Below are 20,943 nucleotides of genomic sequence, written 5' to 3' on the forward strand. Positions count from 1 at the left end.
GGGGAAATGTCGGGCGGGGTTCCGAACCGATCAAGCCGGGTGCGCCGGGTCCTGCGAGGACCGCGCCCGGAGTCCGTACCCGTCATCATCGGCAGAGCGTGTGCCCTGGTGGGGATCATGGACATCGCCTCGGGGGTCTTCCCGCGGTTCCGGCACAGCCGTATGCACACCATGGCCGAGGTGCTGCCCGGCTCGTTCGGGCCCTTCGCGGCCGCGCTCTCGCTCAGCAGCGGCATGCTGTTGCTGCTGCTCGCCCACGGCCTCAAGCGCGGCAAGCGCCGGGCCTGGCGGGCCGCGGTGGCCCTGCTGCCGGCGGGCGCGGTCTCGCAGTTCACCTACCGGCACTCCCTGGTCGGCGCGCTGATCTCGCTCGCGCTGCTCGCGCCGCTGCTGCGCCATCGCGACCAGTTCGACGCCCTGCCCGATCCGCGCAGCCGGTGGCGCGCGCTCGCCAACTTCGTCCTCATGGGCGCCGGTTCCCTGGCCCTCGGACTGGTCATCGTCAGCGTCCACCCGAACCGTCTGATCGGCGACCCGAGCCTGGCCGATCGCCTGGCGCACGTCCTGTACGGCCTCTTCGGCTTCGAGGGACCGGTCGACTACCAGGGCAGCACCACCTGGACGGTCGCCTTCTCGCTCGGCGCCCTCGGCCTGCTCACCGCCGTCACCACGGTCTACTTCGCCTTCCGCCCCGAACACCCGGCCGCCCACCTCACCGAGGAGGACGAGAGCCGGCTGCGCGCCCTGCTGGCCAAGCACGGCGGCCGCGACTCGCTCGGCCACTTCGCGCTGCGCCGCGACAAGGCCGTCGTCTTCTCGCCCAGCGGCAAGGCCGCGGTGACCTACCGCGTCGTCTCCGGCGTGATGCTCGCCAGCGGCGACCCCATCGGGGACGTCGAGGCCTGGCCCGGCGCCATCGAACGGTTCATGGACGAGGCCAAGGCCCACTCCTGGACCCCGGCCGTCATGGGCTGCTCGGAGACGGGCGGCGAGGTGTGGACCCGTGAGACCGGCCTCGACGCCCTCGAACTCGGTGACGAGGCGGTGGTGGACGTCGCGGATTTCTCCCTCGCCGGCCGCGCGATGCGCAACGTGCGCCAGATGGTCAAACGCATCGAGCGCGCCGGCTACGAGACCCGGGTCCGGCGCGTACGTGACCTCGGGCAGGCCGAGCTGGAGCGGCTGCGGCTGGCCGCCGAGGACTGGCGTGGCACCGACACCGAGCGCGGCTTCTCCATGGCGCTCGGCCGCATCGGCGACGCCTCCGACGGCGACTGCCTCATCGCCACCGCCCACAAGGCCGAGGCCGAACCGGGGCCGCACGGCGATCTGAAGGCCGTCCTGCACTTCGTGCCCTGGGGCAGGGACGGCGTGTCGCTGGACCTCATGCGGCGCGACCGCGCGGCCGACCCGGGCATGAACGAACTCCTCATCGTCGCCGCGCTCCAGGCGGCACCGAAGCTCGGCATCGCGCGCGTGTCACTCAACTTCGCGATGTTCCGCTCGGCGCTGGCCCGCGGCGAGAAGATCGGCGCGGGCCCGGTGCTGCGCGTCTGGCGCGGACTGCTGGTGTTCCTCTCCCGCTGGTTCCAGATCGAGTCCCTGTACAAGTTCAACGCCAAGTTCCAGCCCCGCTGGGAACCGCGCTTCGTCGTCTACCGCGCCTCGGCCGACCTGCCCCGCATCGGCTTCGCCGCGATGCAGGCCGAGGGTTTCGTGAACCTGGCCCTCCCGCTGCCGCGCTTCCTGCGCCGTCGCGCGGCCACGCCCCGTCCGTGCGCGCACGGGCTCGCCGAGAGAGGTGTCCGCGCGGCCTGAGCGCGCGAGCCGGCCCCCGGGCGGCCCCCCGCCCGGGCCGGCCCAGGGCCTCCGCCCGGGCCGCGGACCTGCCCGGTCCGACGGCCTCTTCGTAGGCCTACGCTGAACGTATGAGCAAGCAGAACGGACGCGGGCACGTGGCGGGCCTTCCGGAGTGGGATCGCTGCGCGGTCATGGGAGTCGTGAACGTGACCCCCGATTCCTTCTCCGACGGCGGCCGCTGGTTCGACACCACGGCCGCCGTCAAACACGGGCTCGGTCTGGTCGCCGAGGGCGCGGACCTGGTCGACGTCGGCGGAGAGTCCACCCGCCCCGGCGCCACCCGCGTCGACGAGGCGGAGGAGCTCAGGCGGGTCGTCCCCGTGGTCCGCGCGCTCGCCTCCGAAGGCGTCGTCGTCTCCGTCGACACCATGCGCGCCTCCGTCGCCGCGCAGTCCCTCGCGGTCGGCGCCGCCCTGGTCAACGACGTCAGCGGCGGCCTCGCCGACCCCGCGATGATCGGCGTCGTGGCCGAGGCGGGCGCCCCCTTCGTCGTCATGCACTGGCGTGGCTTCCTCCAGGGCCACACCGTCCGCGGCACGTACGACGACGTCGTCACCGAGGTCGTCGACGAACTCCGCGCGCGCGTGGACGCCGTTCTGGCGGGCGGCGTCGCCCCCGACCGCGTCGTCGTCGACCCCGGCCTCGGCTTCTCCAAGGAGGCCGGGCACGACCTGACCCTGCTCTCCCACCTCGACCGGCTGCACGCGCTCGGCCACCCCCTGCTGGTCGCCGCCTCCCGCAAACGGTTCCTCGGGCACGTACTGGCGGGACCGGAGGGCGCGCCGCCGCCCGCGCGCGAACGCGACGCGGCCACGGCCGCCGTCTCCGCGCTCGCCGCCCAGGCCGGCGCCTGGGCGGTGCGCGTGCACGAGGTGCGCGCGACGGCGGACGCGGTGCGCGTCGCGCGCGCCGTGGAGGGAGCGCGCGTCGCGGACGAAGCGCGTGTCGCGGAAGGGGCGCGTACGGCGAAGCACGCGCCGGGCGCCGACACCGCCGAGGGAGCCCGGTGAGCGCCCCCCACACCGACGTCGAGCAGGTCGAGGCCGCCAACACCGCCTTCTACGAGGCGCTGGAACGCGGCGACTTCGAGGAGCTGACCTCACTCTGGCTCACCCCCGCCGACCTGGGCGTGGACGAGGAGTACCACGACCCGGCGGACGCCGGCGTGATCTCCTGCGTGCACCCCGGCTGGCCGGTGCTCACCGGCCGCGGCGAGGTCCTCAGGTCGTACGCGCTGATCATGGCGAACACCGAGTACATCCAGTTCATCCTCACCGACGTGCACGTCTCCGTGACCGGCGACACCGCCCTGGTGAACTGCACCGAGAACATCCTCAGCGGCGGACCGGCCCCCGAGGGCAGCGAGGAGCTGGGCCCGCTCGTCGGCCAGCTGGTCGTCGCCACGAACGTGTTCCGCCGTACGTCCACCGGCTGGAAACTCTGGTCGCACCACGCCTCGCCGGTCCTCGCCGAGACCGACGAGGAAGAGGAGGAGGACACCCCCGGCACACCCTCCTGAGTCCGGCGCACCCTCCTGGGTGTCCCGGCAGGCCCGCCGGGACCAAGAAGTGGTTGGAATCACGGACCGTGGGTAGGGGCGGCTACCGGGCCGTGAGTCGACGGGTTTCCCGGGGGAAACGCCCGGTGAAACCTTCGGGACCCGGCCGGGTCGCCGCCGGTGCGGCCCGGCACTGTCAGTGCTCGCAGGTAGATTCGTCCGAGGCCGGTGTACCGCCCGCACGCGGTACGACCCGGCTACCACCGACGATTGCAGGAGTGATTCGCGTGGATCGTGTCGCGCTGCGCGGCCTCAAGGCCCGCGGGCACCACGGGGTGTTCCCCAAGGAGCGCGAGGAGGGCCAGACCTTCATCGTGGACCTCGTCCTCGGGCTGGACACCCGCCCGGCCGCGGCCGACGACGACCTGGCGAAGACCGCGCACTACGGCATCGTGGCGGAGGAGGTCGTGGCCGTCGTCCAGGGCGAGCCCGTCAACCTCATCGAGACGCTCGCCGAGCGCATCGCCCAGACCTGCCTGAAGCACGAAGGGGTCGAGGAGGTCGAGGTCTGCGTCCACAAGCCGGACGCACCGATCACCGTCCCCTTCGACGATGTGACCGTCACCATCACCCGGAGCCGAGTATGACCGCTTTCCTCACCGAGGGTCACAGCGACCCGACCGTACAGCCGGTACCCGCCTCCGTCGTCGAGAAGGTCGACGCCGCCGACACCACCCTCCACAACCCGCAACGGGCCGTGATCTCCCTCGGCTCGAACCTGGGCAACCGGCTGGAGACCCTCCAGGGCGCCATCGACGCCTTGGAGGACACCCCCGGCCTGCGCGTCAAGGGCGTCTCGCCCGTGTACGAGACGGAGCCGTGGGGCGTCGAGCCCGGCAGCCAGCCGTCGTACTTCAACGCGGTCGTCGTGCTGAAGACGACACTCCCCCCGTCCTCGCTCCTGGAACGCGCCCACGCGATCGAGGAGGCCTTCAACCGCGTACGGGACGAGCGGTGGGGCCCGCGCACCCTCGACGTCGACATCGTCGCGTACGCGAGCGTGGTCTCCGACGACCCGCGGCTCACCCTCCCCCACCCGCGCGCCCACGAACGCGCCTTCGTCCTCGCCCCCTGGCACGACGTCGACCCCGAGGCCCAGTTGCCCGGCCACGGCCCGGTCGCCGACCTCCTCGACCTCGTCACCAGGGACGGAGTCGCACCGCGCAAGGACCTGGAACTCCGGCTGCCCGAGTAGTCGTTAAGGTCAGGACGACCACAGGGACGGCCCGCCACGGCAGGCCGTCCACGACCGTACTCCGGGGGAGCTGAAGGAACGCCGTGAGAGAGCTTCGTATCAGGGTGCTGGCAGGCGTGTTCGTCGTCGCCGGAGTGCTCTCGTGGGCGGGGGCCCGCCTGTGGAACGCGTTGGGGACCCTCCCCAGCGTCCCCCTGGCCGCCCCCATCGTCCTCGCCGTGATCGCCGTGATCCTGCTCGCCACGGCCCTCTCGATCCGCGCCCGCCTCAAGGCCCAGCGCGAGCGCCGCCCCGACGCCAAGGGAGTCGACCCGCTCATGGCGGCCCGGGCGGTGGTCTTCGGCCAGGCCAGCGCCCTGGTGGCCGCCCTGGTCGCGGGCATGTACGGCGGCGCCGGCGTCTTCCTCCTGGAGTCCCTCGACATCCCCGCCCGCCGCGACCAGGCCATCTACGCCGGTTTCTCGGTCCTTGCGGGCATCGCCGTCATAGCGGCGGCCCTCTTCCTGGAGCGCGTCTGCCGGCTCCCGGACGACGACGAGCACGACAACGGCGCGGCCACCACAGCCTGAAAGCGGCTCGAAGGCGGCTCGAAGGCGGCCTGAGAGCGGCCTGACAGCGGCTTGAAGGCGGTCCCGCCGCGGTGTGTGGCGGCCTGACGCCTCCGGGCGTCAGCGCGCCATGATGAGGCTCATGGCCTCGTTCCGCGTCGCGGCGTCCCGCAGCTGACCGCGCACCGCCGAGGTGAGGGTCTTGGCGCCGGGCTTGCGGATACCGCGCATCGACATGCACATGTGCTCGCACTCCACGACGACGATCACGCCACGCGGCTCCAGTATCGACATCAGGGAGTCCGCGATCTGGGTGGTGAGCCGTTCCTGCACCTGCGGACGGCGCGCGTAGACGTCGACGAGCCGGGCCAGCTTGGACAGGCCGGTGATCTTGCCGGAGGTGGCCGGGATGTAGCCGACGTGCGCGACGCCCCGGAACGGCACCAGGTGGTGCTCACAGGTCGAGTACACCTCGATGTCCTTCACCAGCACCATCTCGTCGTGGCCCAGATCGAACGTCGTCGTCAGCACGTCCTCGGGGTGCTGCCACAACCCCGCGAAGATCTCCTTGTACGCCCGCGCCACCCGCGCCGGCGTCTCCCTCAGACCCTCCCGGTCCGGGTCCTCACCGACCGCGATCAGGAGCTCGCGTACGGCGTTCTCGGCGCGCTTCTCATCGAACTCGCCGATGGAGCCATCGCCGTCCAGCGTCACGGGGTCGGTCATCTGAAGCCTCGTTCCTGTGCCTGTCGTGCGTGCGGCTCACGCATCTCAGCTGCGGGCAAGCGAAATGCCGCGGCCCCCAGGCTAAAACCTGGGGGCCGCGGCATCCATTCCGGGCCGGGTGAGAGGTCACCGGGCCGAGAGCGTCAGCTCTCCGGGCGGTCCTCCGTGACCGGCTCCGTCGCCGGGGCGGGCTCCGCCGCCGTCGACTTCGCGGTGCTGATGGCCGGCGTGGCGCCGTTCGCGCCGTTCGTCAGTGCCAGCTCCTTGGGGGAGAGCACCGGCGGACGGGTGGACGGCGTACGACGGGAGGAGCCCGTCCAGGCGGGCCGCGGCGGCCGCTTGACGATCGTGGCGAAGATCTCGGCGATCTCCTCCTTGCCGAGCGTCTCCCGCTCCAGCAGCTGGAGCACCAGGTTGTCGAGCACGTCGCGGTTCTCGACCAGGATCTCCCAGGCCTCGTTGTGCGCGTTCTCGATGAGCTTCTTGACTTCCTCGTCCACCAGCGCGGCGACCTCTTCCGAGTAGTCGCGCTGGTGACCCATCTCACGTCCGAGGAAGGGCTCGGTGTTGTCGCCGCCGAACTTGATCGCGCCGAGCCGCTCGGTCATGCCGTACTGCGTGACCATCGCGCGAGCGGTGGCCGTGGCCTTCTCGATGTCGTTCGCGGCACCCGTGGTCGGGTCGTGGAAGACCAGTTCCTCGGCAGCGCGGCCGCCCAGCATGTAGGCCAGCTGGTCGAGCATCTCGTTGCGCGTGGTCGAGTACTTGTCCTCGTCCGGGAGCACCATCGTGTAGCCGAGGGCACGGCCCCGGGACAGGATCGTGATCTTGTGGACCGGGTCGGAGTTCGGCGAAGCCGCCGCGACCAGGGCGTGACCGCCCTCGTGGTACGCGGTGATCTTCTTCTCCTTGTCCGACATGATCCGGGTCCGCTTCTGCGGGCCCGCGACCACACGGTCGATCGCCTCGTCCAGCATCACGTTGTCGATCAGCTTCCGGTCACTGCGGGCCGTGAGCAGCGCGGCCTCGTTCAGCACGTTGGAGAGATCGGCACCCGTGAAGCCGGGGGTGCGGCGGGCGACGGCGGACAGGTCGACGTCGGGCGCGACAGGCTTGCCCTTCTGGTGGACCTTGAGGATCTCCAGACGGCCCAGCATGTCGGGGCGGTCGACCGCGATCTGGCGGTCGAAGCGGCCGGGACGCAGCAGAGCCGGGTCGAGGATGTCCGGGCGGTTCGTGGCGGCGATCAGGATGACGCCACCCTTCACGTCGAAGCCGTCCATCTCGACGAGCAGCTGGTTCAGGGTCTGCTCGCGCTCGTCGTGACCACCGCCGAGGCCGGCACCGCGGTGGCGGCCGACCGCGTCGATCTCGTCGACGAAGACGATCGCCGGGGCGTTCGCCTTGGCCTGCTCGAACAGGTCACGCACCCGGGAGGCACCGACACCGACGAACATCTCGACGAAGTCGGAACCGGAGATCGAGTAGAAGGGCACGCCCGCCTCGCCCGCCACGGCGCGCGCGAGCAGGGTCTTGCCGGTACCGGGAGGGCCGTACAGGAGTACGCCCTTCGGGATCTTGGCGCCGACCGCCTGGAACTTCGCCGGTTCCTGGAGGAACTCCTTGATCTCCTGGAGCTCCTCGACGGCCTCGTCCGAACCCGCGACGTCCGAGAACGTCGTCTTCGGGGTGTCCTTGGTGATGAGCTTCGCCTTGGACTTGCCGAAGTTCATGACCCGGGAGCCGCCGCCCTGCATCTGATTCATCAGGAACAGGAACACGACGACGATGAGAACGAAGGGGAGCAGGGAGAGCAGGATGCCGACGAAAGCGTTCTGCTTGGTCGGGGCGACGGTGTAACCGTCGGGGATCTGCTTGTCCTGGAACTTGGTCTGCAGCGTGTTGGCGATGGTCACGCCCTGGTCGCCGATGTAGCTCGCCTGGATCTTCGAGCTGTCGTCGACCTTCACGCCGTTCTTGAGCGTGACCTTGATGGTCTGCTCGTCACCGGTGGTGATCTTGGCCGACTCGACCTTGTTGTCGTTGATCGCCTGAACGACCTGGCCGGTGTCCACCGTCTTGTAGCCGCCGGACGAGCCGACGACCTGCATCAACACGACCACGGCAAGGACGGCCAGCACGATCCACATGACCGGCCCACGGAAGTATCGCTTCACGTCCATCCATACGGAGCGGTGTCGCCCCGTCCCTCCTGCCATAGTGAGTTTGATAAGACAGTTCTTCTGACGGTACCCCAGCATTGTGGACCGAAGCCGCACGGGACGGCTGGCGATCCGTCTGCATGCTCCAACGGCGCGGGGGCCGCTGGGGTTCCCGATCGTCCTACAGGTCTTGGCCCGTCCGGGTCAGCCGCCGTAGACGTGCGGCGCGAGAGTACCCACGAACGGGAGATTGCGGTACTTCTCGGCGTAGTCGAGGCCGTAGCCCACGACGAACTCGTTGGGGATGTCGAAACCGACCCACTCCACGTCGATGGCGACCTTCGCGGCGTCCGGCTTGCGCAGCAGCGTGCACACCCGCAGGGTGGCGGGCTCCCGGGAACCGAGGTTGGAGATCAGCCAGGACAGGGTCAGGCCGGAGTCGATGATGTCCTCGACGATCAGGACGTGCTTGCCCTTGATGTCGGTGTCGAGGTCCTTGAGGATCCGCACGACGCCGGAGGACTGCGTGCCCGCGCCGTACGAGGACACCGCCATCCAGTCCATGGTGAGGGGGGTGGACAGCGACCGGGCGAGGTCGGCCATGACCATCACCGCGCCCTTGAGGACACCGACGATCAGCAGGTCCTTGCCCGCGTACTCCGCGTCGATCCGCGCGGCCAGCTCGGCCAGCTTCGCGTCGATCTCTTCCTTGGTGATGAGTACCTCTTTGAGGTCGGCACCCATGTCGTTCGCGTCCACCCGCATCACTTTCGGTCGGTCGTCCCACCGGCTGCCCGGCCCCTCCCCGGAGGGAAGACCGGCCGTCTCCCCGAGGAGGGAGATTCAGCCTTGCCGGATCACCAGTCTGCCACCCTGCCGCTGGGCGACGACTCGGCCCGGGAGGTTGATGGCCCCCTGACCGCGCCAGCCGGTGATCAGCCGGTCGACTTCCTCGATGTGGCGGGCGAACAGCGATCCGGCCGGGGCGCCCGCCTCGATGGCGGCGCGCCGCAGGATCCTGCGGCGTACGGCGGGCGGCAGCGCGTAGAGCTTGGCGCACTCCAGCAGGCCCGTCGCGTCGCGTACGGAGGCCTCCGCCTGGCTGGCCCAGGCGTCGAGGGCGTCCGCGTCGTCGCGGGAGAGCTGGGCCGTACGGGCGAGGGCCTCGACGACTCCTTTGCCGAGCGCCTTCTCCAGTGCGGGCAGGCCTTCGTGCCGCAGCCGGGAGCGGGTGTAGGCCGGGTCGGCGTTGTGCGGGTCGTCCCAGACGGGCAGCGACTGGACCATGCAGGCCTTGCGCGCGGTCTGCCGGTCGACGTGGAGGAAGGGGCGGCGGTAGCGGCCGTCGGCCCCCGAGACCGCGGCCATGCCGGACAGCGAGCGGATGCCGGAGCCGCGGGCGAGGCCCAGCAGGACGGTCTCGGCCTGGTCGTCGCGGGTGTGCCCGAGCAGGATCGCGGCGGCGCCGTGGCGCTCGGCCGCGGCGTCGAGGGCGGCGTAGCGGGCATCGCGTGCGGCGGCTTCCGGGCCGCCTTCGCGGCCGACGGTCACGGCGACCGACTCGACGGGATCGAGGCCGAGTTCGCGCAGGCGCACGACGACCTCGTCGGCCCGCAGGTCGGATCCGGACTGCAGTCCGTGGTCGACGGTGACGCCGCCGGCGCGAATGCCGAGTTTGGGGGCCTCGAAGGCGAGGGCGGAGGCGAGCGCCATGGAGTCGGCGCCGCCGGAGCACGCCACGAGCACGAGGGGCTGAGCCGGGCGCTCGTGCGGCGTGCGGTCGGTGCTCTGGGCCGGGACCTGGTCGGAGTACCGGGGGCCGCAGGGCTGGCCGACGGAGCCGGGGACGCCCGGCGCGCCGGGGGTGCCGGCTGTTCTGCTGATTCTGTTGTGTTCGATTTCGATGAGGATGTCGTGGAGGACGCGGCGGACCGCCAGGCGTATCGCCGCGACCGCAGGATGGGGACCCATGTCCGGTTCCCTTCATGAAGTTTTCGGGGGGTGAGCCCGAGGTTCGGTCACTCAGAGTGTGTAGATGGTGACAGAACCGGGGCGTTCCCCGAGCATTGCACGCCTACCCATGGCTCACGGTCCCTCGGACGGGTGATTGGAGGGGCGTTCGCCTGCCGTCGGCCGGATTCGTTTCACGACTCACGCGTACGGTTCACGACGCGCGCGTGCGGTTCACGGTTCATGACGCACGAGTACGGTTCACGACGCACGCGTGCGGTTCACGACTCGGCCTTGCGGTGCACCCGCGCGACCCAGTCCGCCGGTTTGGCGATCTCCGCCTTCGTCGGGAGCGTGTTCGGAGACGTCCAGACACGGTTGAACCCGTCCATGCCGACGTCCTCGACGACGGCCCGCACGAAGCGCTCGCCGTCGCGGTACTGCCGGAGTTTGGCGTCCAGGCCGAGCAGCTTGCGCAGGGTGGTGTCCAGCCGCGAGGCGCCCTTGGCGCGGCGCTGCTGGAACTTCTCGCGGATCTCCGCGACGCTCGGGACGACCGCCGGTCCGACCCCGTCCATCACGAAGTCGGCGTGCCCCTCCAGCAGGGACATCACGGCGGTCAGGCGGGCGAGGATCTCCCGCTGGGCCGGGCTCTGCACCAACTCCACCAGGGAGCGCCCGCCGTCGTCCTCCTCGCCCTCGGGGCGCCCGCCGGCCAGCGACTGGGCGGCCTCCCGGATGCGCTCCAGGAACGTCGACGGGTCGACGTCGGTCTCCGCCAGGAACGACTGGATCTCGCCCTCGAGGTGGTCGCGGAGCCACGGCACCGCGGAGAACTGGGTGCGGTGCGTCTCCTCGTGCAGGCACACCCAGAGGCGGAAATCGTGGGGCTGCACGTCGAGTTCGCGCTCCACGTGCACGATGTTCGGCGCGACGAGCAGCAGGCGGCCGCCGCCGTTCTGGCCGGCCGGGAGTTCTCGGGTGGCCGGGGCGAACGTCTCGTACTGGCCGAGGACGCGCGAGGCCAGGAACGACAGCAGCATGCCCACTTCGACGCCGGTCACCTTGCCGCCGACCGCGCCGAGGACCGCGCCGCCGGGGGTGTTGCCACGCCGTTCCTGCATCTTCTCGAGCAGGGGCCTCAGGACCTCCCGGAACCCGGCGACGTTCGCCCGGACCCAGCCGGGGCGGTCGACGACGAGTACCGGTGTGTCGTGGATGTCTTCCGTGCCCATACGGGTGAAGCCCCGGACGTGTTCCTCCGAGGCCTTGGCGTACCGGCGCAGTTCCGCGACGACGGCCCTGGCCTCGTCACGGCTCACCTCGGGGCCCGGCCGTACGAGCCGGGTCGCGGTCGCGACCGCGAGATTCCAGTCGACCATCTCGGCACCACCGATGCTCGTCATGGCTCAACGGTACGTGAGCTGTCCCACTTGGGGCAGGCCGCGGAACGCGGGCACGAGGGCCGCGCCCGTCCGAGCGGCCCGCGCCGTCGCGGGTACGGCTCAGCCGCAGCCGCACTCCGCCAGGGCCGTCGCCGTGCGGTCCAGCGCCGACTGGGCCGCCGTCGGGTCGGTCGTGTCGGCCGTCAGGAAGGCGAAGGCCAGCAGTCGGCCGTCCTGGTCGACGACCGTGCCGGCCAAGGTGTTGACGCCGGTCAGGGTGCCGGTCTTGGCGCGTACGACACCGGCCGCGCCCTCCGTGTAGCGGTCGGTCAGCGTACCGGTGAAACCGGCGACGGGCAGGCCGGTGAGGACCGGGCGGAGTTCGGGGTGGGCGGGGTCGCCGGCCTCGACCAGGAGAGCGGTCAGCAGGTCCGCCGTCAGCCGGTCCTCGCGGTTCAGGCCGCTGCCGTCCTTGAAGCCGGCGCCGGCGACGGGCAGGGCGAGCTTCTTCAGCTGGGCGAGGATCGCCTTGCCACCGCCGGCGAAGTCGGCGCGGGCGCCGGTCGCGACGGCGGTCTGGCGGGCGAGCGCCTCGGCGATGTCGTTGTCGCTGTTGGTCAGCATCCGCTCGACCACCGTGGACAGCGGGGGCGAGGAGACGGTGGCGAGGGTCGCGGCGCGGCTGGTCGCCTTGGAGGGGCCGGGCGGGGTCGTCGTGACGCCCGCGGACTTCAGGAACTCGGCGAACCGGCGGGCCGCGTCGGCCGCCGGGTCGGCCACCCGGGGCGCCGGACCGCTCGTGGAGGTGTCCGTACGGCCCTCGTCGGCCACCAGGGCGCTGACGCGGGCGATGTTGTCGTTGACGCCGATGGGGTGCAGCGCGGCGCCGGAGAAGAGGGTGGTGTCGTACGACAGCGTCACCTTGGCCAGGCCGCGCTTCTTCAGGGCCGCGGCCGTGTCGGTGGCGAGGGCGCGCAGGCTCGCCCAGCCCTGCGCGTCCTTGCGGGCCGTCAGGGTCGGGTCGCCGCCGCCGACGAGGACGAGTTCCTTCGTGTCGGGTTCGAAGGCGACGCGGGTGGTGAAGCGGTGGTCGGCGCCCATCGCGGAGAGCGCGGCAACGGCGGTGGCGATCTTCGTCGTGGAGGCGGGGGTCAGCGCGTCGTCCGCGCCGGTGCCGTAGAGGCGCTTGCCGGTGCCCATGTCGACGACGACGGCCGTGTGCCGGGCGCCGAGCGCCGCGTCCGCGAGGAGCGGGTCCAGCACGTCGGCGACGGACTGTCCGTCCGGTGCCGACTTCACGGTGTTCACTCCGTCGCCGAGGCCGGTCAGCACGGACAGGGCGCTCGGCGCGGGCCGCGGCGCACCGGCCTCGGTGTCCGACGGGCCGGCGTCACGGCCGTGATCTGCGCCACCCGCGCGCTCCCGGGCGGCGGCCCGGTCCCGCTCGGCCGTACGCTGACCTGAGGAGTCCCAGGGACCGGCGGCGGTCACCACGCCGGCGGCCAGTGCCAGCCCGGCCGTGGCGGCGACCGCGGTGTACTGCCAGGTCTTCGGCCTGGGCGTCCGTGCGACCCGCGGCCTCGCGGCCTGCGCCAGGCGTGCGAGTCGCGGCCTCACAGCCGTCGCGGCCCGTACCAGACGCGGTCGTACGGCGCCCGCGATCCGCACCACATGCGGTCTCGCGGCCTGCCAAGGCCTCAGCTCTGGCACGACCACCAGCCCCTTTCGCGATCACCCACCAGCGTGAGGGACACTTAACCACCAGAACTATGTGTTGATCATGGAGGAGCCACCGGTGGAGTTCGACGTCACGATCGAGATCCCGAAGGGTTCGCGGAACAAGTACGAGGTGGACCACGAGACCGGTCGGATCCGACTGGACCGTCGGCTCTTCACCTCGACCAGTTACCCGGCCGACTACGGCTTCGTCGAGAACACCCTCGGCGAGGACGGTGACCCGCTGGACGCGCTGGTCATCCTGGAGGAGCCGACGTTCCCCGGCTGCCTCATCAAGTGCCGGGCCATCGGCATGTTCCGGATGACCGACGAGGCCGGCGGCGACGACAAGCTGCTGTGCGTCCCGGCGTCCGACCCGCGGGTGGAGCACCTGCGCGACATCCACCACGTGTCGGAGTTCGACCGCCTGGAGATCCAGCACTTCTTCGAGGTCTACAAGGACCTGGAGCCCGGCAAGTCCGTCGAGGGCGCCGACTGGGTCGGCCGTACCGAAGCGGAGGCCGAGATCGAGCGGTCCTACAAGCGCTTCAAGGACCAGGGCGGCCACTGATCCCGCAGCCGTTCAACGGGCCGCACGCGCAGGCGTGCGGCCCGTTGGCATGTCTGTGCGCATACTGAGGTCCGAGGAAGACGTCGTGCAGGGAGCGTTGCGTCAGTGACGGAAGCGGAGGACCGCAAACCGCAGTCGGACGAGGCGAGGAGCGCGTACGACTCCGAGATCACGTCCGAGTTCGCGATTCCGAAGGGTCTGGCCGTCCCCAAGGGCGGCCCGGAGCCGGAGGCCACGTCGGAGTTCGCCGTCCCGGACGGTCTCGACATGGACCACCCGGCCGCCGGGGAGTCCGAGGGGTCGGCGTTCAGCACGCCGCGGACCTACAGCGCCCGGCAGGCCCCGCCCGCCTTCACCCCGCCCGAAGGTGTCCCGCGGGTCAGTCTGACCAAGGACGTCCCCTGGCAGGACCGGATGCGCACGATGCTGCGCATGCCGGTGGCCGAGCGGCCGGCGCTGGAGGTGGCGCAGAAGGCCGAGGAGGTCGCGCCCGCCGTACCGCGCGTGCTCGACCTGACCCTGCGTATCGGGGAGCTGCTGCTGGCGGGCGGCGAGGGCGCCGAGGACGTGGAGGCGGCGATGTTCGCGGTGTGCCGTTCCTACGGCCTCGACCGCTGCGAGCCGACCGTCACCTTCACCCTGCTGTCGATCTCGTACCAGCCGTCGCTGGTGGACGACCCGCTGACGGCCTCGCGGACGGTGCGGCGCCGCGGCACGGACTACACCCGGCTGGCGGCCGTCTTCCGGCTCGTGGACGACCTCAGCGACCCGGAGAGCAGCTTCTCGCTGGAGGACGCCTACCGGCGGCTCGCGGAGATCCGCCGCAACCGGCACCCCTACCCCACCTGGGTGCTGACCTCGGCCAGCGGGCTGCTCGCGGGCGCGGCCTCCGTGCTCGTCGGCGGTGACCTGCTGGTCTTCGTCGCCGCGGCGATCGGCGCCATGCTCGGCGACCGGCTGGCGTGGCTGTGCGCCGGGCGCGGGCTGCCGGAGTTCTACCAGTTCACGGTCGCCGCGATGCCCCCGGCCGCGATGGGGGTCGCGCTGACCCTGGCGAGCGTCGATGTGAAGGCGTCCGCGGTGATCACCGGTGGGCTGTTCGCGCTGCTGCCCGGGCGGGCGCTGGTCGCCGGGGTCCAGGACGGCCTGACCGGCTTCTACATCACGGCGGCGGCGCGGCTGCTGGAGGTGCTGTACCTGTTCGTCGGCATCGTCGTCGGTGTGCTCGTGGTGCTGTACTTCGGCGTCAAGCTGGGCGCCCAGCTCAATCCGGACGCGGCGCTGAGCATCGCGGAGCGGCCGCTGCTCCAGATCGCCGCGTCCATGCTGCTGTCGCTGACCTTCGCGGTGCTGCTCCAGCAGGAACGGTCCACCGTGCTGGCGGTGACCCTGAACGGGGGCGTCGCCTGGTCGGTGTACGGCGCGATGCACTACCCCGGCGGGATCTCCCCCGTCGCCTCCACGGCCGTGGCGGCCGGCCTGGTGGGTCTGTTCGGGCAGCTGCTGTCGCGCTACCGGTTCGCGTCGGCCCTGCCGTACACCACCGCGGCGATCGGGCCGCTGCTGCCCGGTTCCGCCACCTACTTCGGGCTGCTGTCGATCGCGCAGAACGAGGTCGACAAGGGGCTGGTCTCCCTGACGAAGGCCGCGGCGCTCGCCATGGCCATCGCCATCGGGGTCAACCTCGGGTCGGAGATCTCGCGGCTGTTCCTGCGGGTGCCGGGCGGCGCCACCGGGGGACGGCGGGCCGCCAAGCGGACACGGGGCTTCTGAGCGTCGGGAGCCGCGCCCCGGTCCCGGTGCGCGGCTCCGCCCTGGTCGTGGGGGTCGCTCAGCCCTGGTTGTAGGGGTACTGCCCGCCCTGCTGGTAGTCCTGCTGCGAGCCGTACGGCTGCTGCCCGTAGCCCTGACCGTGGCCGTGTCCCTGGCCCTGCGGGTACTGCTGCGCGTACGGCTGCTGGGGCCGGCCGTACCCCTGGCCCTGGCCGTACTCCTGGCCGTAGTACTGGTTGTCGTATCCCTGGTCGTAGCCCTGGTCCGTGCCCTGGTCGTAGGGCTGGCTCCGGTGCTGGGGCTGGTTCTGGGGCTGCTCCGCCGACGGGATGCGGCGCAGCTGGGTCGTCGCGTCGTCCATGGCCTGCGGCTGCTGCGGGTACGCCTGCTGCTGGGGCTGCGTGGCGGGCGGGGCCTCGCGCCGCTCCTTGCGGGCCTTCAGCACCTCGATGATCACCGGGATCACGGAGACCAGGACGATCAGGACGAGGATGGCCTCGACGTTGTTCTTGATGAGATCGATCTGGCCGAGGAAGTAACCCGCGACCGTCACGCCCGTGCCCCACAGGATGCCGCCGATCACGTTGTACGTGATGAACGTGCGGTACTTCATCCGGCCGGCGCCCGCGATGATCGGGGCGAACGTGCGCACGATCGGCACGAAGCGGGCGAGCACGATGGCCTTGGGGCCGTAGTTCTCGACGAACTCGTGGGCCTTGTCCAGGTTCTCCTGCTTGAAGAGCTTGGAGTCGGGGCGGCTGAAGAGTTTCGGCCCGAAGAACTTCCCGATCAGGAAGCCGACCTGGTCACCGAGGACGGCGGCGGCCACGATCAGCGTGCACACCAGCCACAGGGGCTGGTGGATCCACTTGCCGTCGGCCACCAGCAGACCCGCCGTGAACAGCAGCGAGTCGCCCGGCAGGAAGGCGAACAGACCCGACTCGGCGAAGACGATGACCAGGATGCCGATCAGCCCGAAGGTCGAGATCAGATAGTCCGGGGTAAACCACTCGGGGCCGAGGGCGATAGTCACGGGTTCCGGGCTCCTGAGGACGGGGGAGGGCGGTCGGTGCGGCGGTGCGACCGCCCAAGCTATCAACGCGACGCCACGGGACCAGGTTCCCAGGGCTGCCCCCAGGATGCACTGTGCCCCCGCTGCGGCAAAGCCGTGGACAGCCGCACCCCCGGTATCGCCCGGGTCAGGACGTCCGCCGCGCCGCGTTGGCGACGATCGCGTCCCTGAGGTGCTCGGCGAGACCCGGCCGCATGGAGTCGTAGAACGCCTTGAAGCGCTCGTCGGCGACGTACATCTCGGCGAGGCCCTGGTGCATGTCGTACGGGCACGCGTAGTACCAGGTGCTGATGTGCCGCCGGTGCTCCTCGGCCAGGTCCATGGCCGGCTCACCGGTGGGCGGCTCACCGGTGGCCATCAGGGCGCTGTAGCGCTCGCCCCAGGCCTTCGACTCGTCCTGGATGCGCCGCCAGTCGTCCTTCGTGTAGCGGGCGACCCTGCGCTGCGACTCGGCGTACGCCTCCGTGCCGCCCCAGCGCCGCTCCGCCTCGTCGGCGTACTGCTCGGGGTCCTTGTCCCCGAAGACCTCGAACCGTTCCTCGGGTGTGAGGTTGATGCCCATCTCGCGTGCCTCCATGGCGTGTTCGACGGCCGCTGCCATCTGCTGGAGCTTCCCGATCCGGGCGGTCAGCAGGTCGTGCTGGCGGCGCAGGTGCGCGCGCGGGTCCGCGGCCGGGTCGTCGAGCAGGGCGGCGACCTCTTCGAGCGGGAAGCCGAGCTCTCGGTAGAACAGGATCTGTTGCAGCCGGTCGAGGTCGGCGTCGCTGTAGCGCCGGTGACCCGCGTGGCTGCGCCCGCCCGGGGCGAGCAGGCCGATGTCGTCGTAGTGGTGCAGCGTGCGCACCGTGACTCCGGCGAATCCGGCGACCTGTCCCACGGAGTAGCCCACTTCCGCTCCCTTCTCGGTACGCGCTCCACGCTGAGCCCTCACGCCACGTGAGGTGCAAGCCCGGATCTTCGGGATGTTGAGTCCGTTATGTCCGCTTATGGTGAGCGCGTGGCTCAGGACACCGCGCAGCAGGAACCCGTCGCCCTGGCGACCCCCGCACGCGCGCTGCTGCCGCAGATCCTGCCCGCTGTCGTCGTGGGCGTGGGGTCGAGCCTGCTGTTCGTCGGTGTGAGCGCCGCGGCCGAGAGATTCCAGGACGTGCTGTGGAACAACCTGCCGGACGCCCTGGGGATCGGCAGGTACTCCGTACTGTGGACGTTCGTCATGCTCACCGCGACCGGCATCGCGGTCGGGCTGGTGGTGTGGAAGGTTCCGGGGCACGCCGGGCCCGACCCCGCCACCACCGGCCTGGACGCCCCCACGCTCCCGCCCGTGGTGCTGCCGGGCCTGCTGCTGGCGGCCGCGCTGATGCTGGCCGGCGGGCCGAGCCTCGGACCGGAGAACCCGATCATCGCCGTGAACGTCGGCCTGGCCTGCTGGCTGGGCCATCTGGCCCTGCCCCGGCAGCCCGGAGAGCTGTGGGGACTGCTGGCGGAGGCGGCGACCATCGGCGCGCTGTTCGGCACCCCGGTGGCGGCGGCGCTGGTCATCTCCGAGGCGTTCACCGGGCACCCGGCGCGGGGGCGGCTCTGGGACAAGCTCTTCGCGCCGCTGCTCGCGGCCGCGGCCGGAGCCGTCACGACCAGCCTGGTGGCCCACCCGACCTTCGACCTCCCGCTGCCCCCGCTCGGCCCGCCCGGCGCGGGCGACGTCCTGGCGGCCGTCGTGATCGCCTCGGTGGCCGCGCTGCTCGGCATGTGCGCCGTCTACGCCTTCCCCTACGTCCACGGCGCCTTCCGGCGGCTGCGGCACCCGATGCTGATGCTTCCGGCCGGCGGTGTCGTCCTCGGGGCGCTGGGCGCGCTGGGCGGCCATCTGACGCTGTTCAAGGGGCTGGACGAGATCGGGGAACTGGCGAGCGATCCCGAGGGCTGGACGGCGGCACAGTTCGCCACCATGACGGTGGTGAAGCTGGCCGCGCTGCTCGTCGCCGCGTCCTGCGGCTTCCGGGGCGGGCGCATCTTCCCGGCCGTCTTCGTCGGCACCGCGCTCGGCCTGTGCGCCCACGCCCTGGTGCCCGCGGTGCCGCCGGCGCTGGGCGTGGCGTCGGGGGTGCTGGGCATGCTCCTGGCGATCACCCGGCAGGGCTGGGTGAGCCTGTTCACCGCCGCGCTCCTGGTGACCTCACCGGCCATCCTCACCCTGCTCTGCATCGCCTCGCTCGCCGCCTGGCTGCTGGTGACCGGACGGCCGCAGATGCAACTGCACGACGACGGAACCCCGGTCCGCTGATCCGTCCGCCGATCCCCTCCGAGGAGAATCCCGATGGCGCTGCACAAAGGCCCCGCGAAGCACGCGGAACGCACCCTGTCCGTGAACCCGTTCTTCGGGGAGGCGAACCCGGTCGCCGGCATGACCGAGGCCCCGCCCCGGCACCGGCTCCCGGACAGGCCCCTGTCGCCGGCGACGGCGTACCAGGTCGTGCACGACGAGCTGATGCTGGACGGCAACTCCCGGCTGAACCTCGCCACGTTCGTCACCACGTGGATGGAACCGCAGGCCGACGTGCTGATGTCCGAGTGCCGGGACAAGAACATGATCGACAAGGACGAGTACCCGCGCACCGCCGAACTGGAGCGGCGCTGTGTGGCGATGCTCGCCGACCTGTGGCACGCCCCCGATCCCTCGGCGGCCGTCGGCTGTTCGACGACCGGGTCGAGCGAGGCGTGCATGCTCGCCGGGATGGCGCTCAAGCGGCGCTGGACGCGGCGCAACGCCGACCGCTATCCGGGAGCCCGCCCGAACCTCGTCATGGGCGTCAACGTCCAGGTCTGCTGGGAGAAGTTCTGTAACTTCTGGGAGGTCGAGGCCCGGCTGGTCCCGATGGAGGGCGACCGCTACCACCTCGACGCGCAGGGCGCGGCCGAGCTGTGCGACGAGAACACCATCGGGGTCGTCGGCATCCTCGGTTCCACCTTCGACGGCTCCTACGAGCCCATCGCGGAGATCTGCGCGGCCCTGGACGCCCTCCAGGAGCGCACCGGCCTCGACATCCCGGTGCACGTCGACGGCGCGTCCGGCGGGATGGTCGCGCCCTTCCTCGACGAGGACCTGGTCTGGGACTTCCGGCTCCCGCGCGTGGCCTCGATCAACACCTCGGGGCACAAGTACGGACTGGTGTACCCGGGAGTCGGCTGGGCGCTGTGGCGCGACAAGGAGGCCCTCCCCGAAGAACTCGTCTTCCGGGTCAACTACCTGGGCGGCGACATGCCGACCTTCGCCCTCAACTTCTCCCGGCCCGGCGCCCAGGTCGTCGCGCAGTACTACACGTTCCTGCGGCTGGGCCGCGAGGGCTACCGGGCCGTGCAGCAGAGCACCCGGGACGTGGCCACGGGCCTGGCCGCGCGGGTGGCCGAGCTCGGCGACTTCCGGCTGCTCACCCGGGGCGACCAGTTGCCGGTGTTCGCCTTCACGACGGCCGACGACGTCACGGCGTACGACGTCTTCGACGTCTCCCGGCGGCTGCGCGAGCACGGCTGGCTGGTGCCCGCCTACACCTTCCCGCCGAACCGTGAGGACCTGTCGGTGATCCGGGTCGTCTGCCGCAACGGCTTCTCCTCCGACCTGGCCGAACTGTTCCTGGAGGACCTGACCCGCCTCCTGCCGCAACTGCGCAGCCTGCCGCACCCGCTGACCCGGGACAAGCAGGCGGCGACGGGGTTCCACCACTAGGGCCCCCGCGCGTGGGGGGCCTGGGGGATGCCCCCACGCGCGTGCGGGCGCGTGCGGTCAGTGCGCGTCCCCCGGATGCCGCTCCCCCGTCGCGTACGGGTTCTCCTGGCCCTCGGCCAGGACGCCGACGAACGGCTCGCCCTCCCCGGCGAAGGTGTACGCGCCCGCCTCCAGCCGGGCGACCAGCCCCCGGGTCCAGGCGGCGTCGGAGTCGGCGGTGTGGACCCAGAGGTTCATGATCTCGCCGATGTGGCCGAGGTCACCGGGCCCCTCCTCCGGGAGGTAGTGCCCGGTGACCTCGGCCCGCCAGGCCTCGATCCGCCGGATCCGCTCCTTCAGCAGCGCCACCGCCTCCGCCCTCGGCAGGTCCACGAGGAAGCCGACGGCCGCCGACTGGACGTCCATCTTCTGGTCGTAGGACGTCAGGGACTCCCGGAGCAGCCTGAAGTACTCCTCGGTGCCCTGGCCGGTGATCTCGTACTCGGTGCGCGGCGGGCCGCCCGCCGTGGACGGCGCCACCTCGTGCGCGTGCAGCAGTCCCTGCTTCGCCATCTGCTTGAGGGCGTGGTAGATCGAGCCGGGCTTGGCGTTGGACCACTCGTGCGCGCCCCAGTACTCCAGGTCGTTGCGCACCTGGTAGCCGTGGGCCCGCCCGTGCTGACGGACGGCGCCCAGCACGAGGAGACGGATCGCTGACATGGGGCCC

General features: G+C 71.4%; 19 protein-coding genes. 10 read left to right on the forward strand and 9 right to left on the reverse strand.

Annotation, left to right across the window (positions count from 1 at the left end):
• Window positions 1-6: 6 nt before the first annotated feature.
• The 6 genes from ACWCQK_RS04805 to ACWCQK_RS04830 all read left to right on the forward strand — a co-directional run bounded on the left by ACWCQK_RS04805 (window position 7) and on the right by ACWCQK_RS04830 (window position 5,182).
• Window positions 7-1,818, forward strand: coding sequence for a phosphatidylglycerol lysyltransferase domain-containing protein (locus ACWCQK_RS04805; protein WP_451151951.1), 1,812 nt, complete (start codon window positions 7-9; stop codon window positions 1,816-1,818).
• A gap of 110 nt (window positions 1,819-1,928) precedes the next feature.
• Window positions 1,929-2,870, forward strand: coding sequence for a dihydropteroate synthase (folP, locus tag ACWCQK_RS04810; RefSeq protein ID WP_451151953.1), 942 nt, complete (start codon window positions 1,929-1,931; stop codon window positions 2,868-2,870).
• Window positions 2,867-3,379 carry a nuclear transport factor 2 family protein gene (locus tag ACWCQK_RS04815; protein WP_451151955.1) on the forward strand — a complete coding sequence of 171 codons (513 nt, stop codon included), beginning with the start codon at window positions 2,867-2,869 and terminating at the stop codon, window positions 3,377-3,379. The genes folP and ACWCQK_RS04815 overlap by 4 nt, the downstream gene beginning before the upstream one ends.
• Before the next feature lie 266 nt (window positions 3,380-3,645).
• A complete protein-coding gene (gene folB / locus ACWCQK_RS04820) occupies window positions 3,646-4,005 on the forward strand; it encodes a dihydroneopterin aldolase (protein ID WP_385775804.1) in 360 nt (119 codons plus the stop codon).
• Complete coding sequence (gene folK, locus ACWCQK_RS04825; RefSeq protein ID WP_451151957.1) at window positions 4,002-4,613, forward strand: 2-amino-4-hydroxy-6-hydroxymethyldihydropteridine diphosphokinase; 612 nt, start codon at window positions 4,002-4,004, stop codon at window positions 4,611-4,613. The genes folB and folK overlap by 4 nt, the downstream gene beginning before the upstream one ends.
• 83 nt (window positions 4,614-4,696) lie before the next feature.
• Window positions 4,697-5,182, forward strand: a complete 486-nt coding sequence (locus ACWCQK_RS04830) for a DUF3180 domain-containing protein (RefSeq protein ID WP_451151959.1) — start codon at window positions 4,697-4,699, stop codon at window positions 5,180-5,182.
• A gap of 99 nt (window positions 5,183-5,281) precedes the next feature.
• On the opposite strand, the gene folE is transcribed toward ACWCQK_RS04830, so the two are convergent.
• From folE to dacB, 6 genes are all read right to left on the reverse strand, one after another.
• Window positions 5,282-5,887, reverse strand: coding sequence for a GTP cyclohydrolase I FolE (gene folE / locus ACWCQK_RS04835; protein WP_451151961.1), 606 nt, complete (start codon window positions 5,885-5,887; stop codon window positions 5,282-5,284).
• 143 nt (window positions 5,888-6,030) lie between these two features.
• The gene (gene ftsH, locus ACWCQK_RS04840) at window positions 6,031-8,070 is read right to left on the reverse strand and encodes an ATP-dependent zinc metalloprotease FtsH (RefSeq protein ID WP_451151963.1); all 2,040 of its coding nucleotides are present in this window, start codon (window positions 8,068-8,070) and stop codon (window positions 6,031-6,033) included.
• 183 nt (window positions 8,071-8,253) lie between these two features.
• Window positions 8,254-8,814 (reverse strand): hypoxanthine phosphoribosyltransferase, encoded by a 561-nt coding sequence (gene hpt / locus ACWCQK_RS04845; RefSeq protein ID WP_451152944.1) that lies wholly within the window; start codon window positions 8,812-8,814, stop codon window positions 8,254-8,256.
• Window positions 8,815-8,892: 78 nt separating this feature from the next.
• Complete coding sequence (gene tilS, locus ACWCQK_RS04850; protein ID WP_451151965.1) at window positions 8,893-10,020, reverse strand: tRNA lysidine(34) synthetase TilS; 1,128 nt, start codon at window positions 10,018-10,020, stop codon at window positions 8,893-8,895.
• Window positions 10,021-10,280: 260 nt separating this feature from the next.
• Window positions 10,281-11,405: a zinc-dependent metalloprotease gene (locus ACWCQK_RS04855; protein WP_451151967.1), complete on the reverse strand. Its 1,125-nt coding sequence runs from the start codon at window positions 11,403-11,405 to the stop codon at window positions 10,281-10,283.
• Window positions 11,406-11,504: 99 nt separating this feature from the next.
• On the reverse strand, window positions 11,505-13,100 hold the full coding sequence (dacB, locus tag ACWCQK_RS04860; protein ID WP_451151969.1) for a D-alanyl-D-alanine carboxypeptidase/D-alanyl-D-alanine endopeptidase: 1,596 nt from the start codon (window positions 13,098-13,100) through the stop codon (window positions 11,505-11,507).
• Between the two features lie 79 nt (window positions 13,101-13,179).
• Between dacB and ACWCQK_RS04865 the strand changes: the two genes are divergently transcribed.
• Together ACWCQK_RS04865 and ACWCQK_RS04870 are read left to right on the forward strand one after the other, a co-directional pair.
• Complete coding sequence (locus tag ACWCQK_RS04865) at window positions 13,180-13,671, forward strand: inorganic diphosphatase (RefSeq protein WP_351615513.1); 492 nt, start codon at window positions 13,180-13,182, stop codon at window positions 13,669-13,671.
• Between the two features lie 105 nt (window positions 13,672-13,776).
• Window positions 13,777-15,444: a threonine/serine exporter family protein gene (locus tag ACWCQK_RS04870; RefSeq protein WP_451151971.1), complete on the forward strand. Its 1,668-nt coding sequence runs from the start codon at window positions 13,777-13,779 to the stop codon at window positions 15,442-15,444.
• A gap of 58 nt (window positions 15,445-15,502) precedes the next feature.
• Here ACWCQK_RS04870 and ACWCQK_RS04875 read toward each other — a convergent pair whose 3' ends face one another.
• Together ACWCQK_RS04875 and ACWCQK_RS04880 are read right to left on the reverse strand one after the other, a co-directional pair.
• Complete coding sequence (locus ACWCQK_RS04875; RefSeq protein WP_451151973.1) at window positions 15,503-16,477, reverse strand: DedA family protein; 975 nt, start codon at window positions 16,475-16,477, stop codon at window positions 15,503-15,505.
• A gap of 166 nt (window positions 16,478-16,643) precedes the next feature.
• Window positions 16,644-17,405 (reverse strand): MerR family transcriptional regulator, encoded by a 762-nt coding sequence (locus ACWCQK_RS04880; RefSeq protein WP_451151975.1) that lies wholly within the window; start codon window positions 17,403-17,405, stop codon window positions 16,644-16,646.
• 108 nt (window positions 17,406-17,513) lie between these two features.
• Between ACWCQK_RS04880 and ACWCQK_RS04885 the strand changes: the two genes are divergently transcribed.
• Together ACWCQK_RS04885 and ACWCQK_RS04890 are read left to right on the forward strand one after the other, a co-directional pair.
• The gene (locus ACWCQK_RS04885; RefSeq protein WP_451151977.1) at window positions 17,514-18,797 is read left to right on the forward strand and encodes an ion channel protein; all 1,284 of its coding nucleotides are present in this window, start codon (window positions 17,514-17,516) and stop codon (window positions 18,795-18,797) included.
• A 33-nt stretch (window positions 18,798-18,830) separates the two neighbouring features.
• The gene (locus ACWCQK_RS04890) at window positions 18,831-20,237 is read left to right on the forward strand and encodes a glutamate decarboxylase (RefSeq protein WP_451151979.1); all 1,407 of its coding nucleotides are present in this window, start codon (window positions 18,831-18,833) and stop codon (window positions 20,235-20,237) included.
• Between the two features lie 57 nt (window positions 20,238-20,294).
• Here the strand turns inward: ACWCQK_RS04890 and ACWCQK_RS04895 are convergent, their stop codons facing one another.
• Window positions 20,295-20,936 carry a PadR family transcriptional regulator gene (locus tag ACWCQK_RS04895; protein WP_451151981.1) on the reverse strand — a complete coding sequence of 214 codons (642 nt, stop codon included), beginning with the start codon at window positions 20,934-20,936 and terminating at the stop codon, window positions 20,295-20,297.
• Window positions 20,937-20,943: the final 7 nt, after the last annotated feature.

Source organism: Streptomyces sp. NPDC002306 (genome assembly GCF_053593435.1).